Origin of the sequence: Desulfobacter sp. UBA2225 (assembly GCF_002348205.1) — a bacterium.
In the GTDB taxonomy this organism is placed as follows: domain Bacteria; phylum Desulfobacterota; class Desulfobacteria; order Desulfobacterales; family Desulfobacteraceae; genus Desulfobacter; species Desulfobacter postgatei.
Window position 1 is genome coordinate 1 of sequence record NZ_DDYV01000031.1, and the last position, 2,522, is coordinate 2,522.

The window sequence follows — 2,522 nt, forward strand, 5'->3', positions numbered from 1 at the left end:
TGCAATGCCACCTGCCCCCAGTGCGGCATGCGCAAAACCAGTACATTTGACAGAACCAGGCTCTCCAATGATCAGCTCAAAGAAATCATTGATGCGGCAGGGGAAAAGGGATTCCAGGCCATTTCCTTTACCGGCGGGGAACCCATGCTGCTGCGCAAGGATCTGCCCGAACTTATCCGGCACGCCGGAAAAGCAGGGATTCCCTATATTCGCACAGGTAGCAACGGATTTTTTTTTGCCGACCATCAAAATCCGGGCTTCAAAGACAAGGTAAAGGCCATTGCCGATGAACTTGCAGATACCCCATTGCGCAACTTCTGGATAAGCCTGGATTCATCCGTCCCGCACATCCATGAGCAAATGCGCGGGTTTAACGGCGTTGTCCGGGGTATGGAAAAAGCATTACCCTTTTTTCATCATGCAGGAATTTTCCCTTCCGTGAATCTGGGCCTGAACCGCAATGTGTCCCAACTCACCCGGAATATTGAATCGCCGACCCGAAAAGACCTTTGCGCCCCGGAAGCATCGCCCTTTTACCAGGCCTTTGCCCAGGGATTTGCCGACTTCTATCGCAAGGTGATCAACATGGGATTCACCATTGCCAATGCCTGCTACCCCATGAGCATGGCGGACAGCGAAGATAAAGGTGACCTGAATGCTGTCTATGCAGCAGCGTCTGCCGACCGGGTGGTCTGTTTTACGGGTACGGAAAAAGCACTCCTATTCAAAGCGCTTTCAGATACCATCCCCCGATTCAGGTCCCAAATAAGAATTTTTTCACCCCTTGCGGGCCTGCACACCCTCCACAAGGTCTATTCAGGCGAAAAAACAGACACACCATACGGCTGCCGAGGCGGCATTGATTTCTTCTATGTCAACTGCACCGACGGAAACACCTACCCATGCGGGTACAGGGGCGCTGACAATTTAGGCGCTTTTCCGGACTTAAACATTAAAGCCATTAATCCTACAGGATACTGCCTGGCCTGTGACCGGGAATGTTTCAGGGACCCCACAGAACTTGGCGGCCCATTAATGGAAGCCTTTTGCGCACCATGGCACCTTGCAGCCAGAATGGCCAAAGACCCAGAGTACGGCGCTTGCTGGCTCAAGGACCTTCAATATTACAAAGCCTGTGATTTCTTTAACGGCAGACGCCCACCCCGGCCAACGGCTTTGGAAAAATTTTAAACAGCAAACCTTGAATCACTTTCCAGCACGAAAGAAACGATCATATCCGCCAGTTCTTCGGTTGTTCCGGGGGAAAAAATATCACCGGCCAGGATATGCTTCCCCGGGTCCGCGGAACCGGTAAAGGGGACAAGCCGCTTTCTGAGGCAGCCCATTTGATTAAAGGCATGTTCCAGGGAGGGGGTATGAATACTCTGGTCCTGGGGAGAATAGATCACAAGGCAGGGCACACAAATTTTGGACAGATCCAGCCCCCTGACAAGTTTGACCATACCCATCATGGGCAAAAGGGCGGTCACAGGATACCGGGTACTCCAATACTGTTCATGGCCTTGATTTTCCGGTAATACAACCCTTTCTTTTCCAATGACAACCCAGGCAATCTGCCCTCCCCAGGGCCAGGCAAGCATGGATGAGAAGCTGTTTTTCGGCCTGAAATTGGGCGATAAAAAAATGCAGGCATAAAGAGCGTCCATGCCACCCGCGGTTACGGCCCGGTGGGCCAGCCAGGCAAGGGAAGCGGCCCCGGTGGAGCAGCCGATCATGACCACCTTTCTTCCCAGGCGTTGACCGATCTCGTAGGCTTCAACCACATCATTAAGCCAGTCATTCACACTGGCATGGGCCAGTGCCCGACCGGTCCGGCCATGTCCGGTAAGGCGTGTATAAAACAGATTCGCACCCAAGGTTTTTGCCACAAGGTCGCTTAAAGGGGCTGTTTCTTTGCGCTTGGCTGAAAACCCGTGGATATAGACCACACTGAATTCAGTCCGTTCATTCGGTATACCCGCCCATATCAAGGTTTTCCGGGTGCCGGGAATAATATCTGAAAACCTCTTTTCCTGAAGGACTAAATAATCATCCAAATTCAAAGGAAGATTTTTGGGGAATATGGTCTGATCAATACGGATCCGGGGGCCGGATAAAAAAATGATTGCAGCAATGACCACAAGGCTGACTAACAGAATCATTTGGCTTATGTTCCTTTGCAGGGTTCACACCGGATCGATAATTTCTATTCAATTGTATTAATTCAATATACAGATATCCCACACACAAGTCCAACTCGTATTCTGAAATCCGTTCGCGATTTTTTTCGTAAAGCCTTCTGTCCTGACGATAAAATTCAACGCCGGGCACAGTCGCATGAGAATGGAATTGGACTGATCTTAGAGCTTGTCAATTCGGGAGCTTTCAAGTTGACAACCGTTCAAACAAAACGTAAATCATGTTTAAAAGTTTAAAAATCGGTTTCCGGGTACAGGAGTGCATACAACTGGGCAAAACGCTGTTAAATAGCCGTTGAAATTAAATTAATTGACTGCAGGAGC

Annotated in this window: 2 protein-coding genes; one reads left to right on the top strand and one right to left on the bottom strand. The window is 49.9% G+C overall.

Annotated elements, in window-relative coordinates; translation table 11 throughout:
* Positions 1–1,191: radical SAM protein (locus B3D59_RS01340; protein WP_286817278.1), on the top strand; the 1,191-nt coding region annotated here is incomplete at its 5' end.
* Here B3D59_RS01340 and B3D59_RS01345 read toward each other — a convergent pair.
* Complete coding sequence (locus B3D59_RS01345; protein WP_286817279.1) at positions 1,188–2,162, bottom strand: alpha/beta hydrolase; 975 nt, start codon at positions 2,160–2,162, stop codon at positions 1,188–1,190. The two genes, B3D59_RS01340 and B3D59_RS01345, sit on opposite strands and share 4 nt — an antisense overlap.
* Positions 2,163–2,522: the final 360 nt, after the last annotated feature.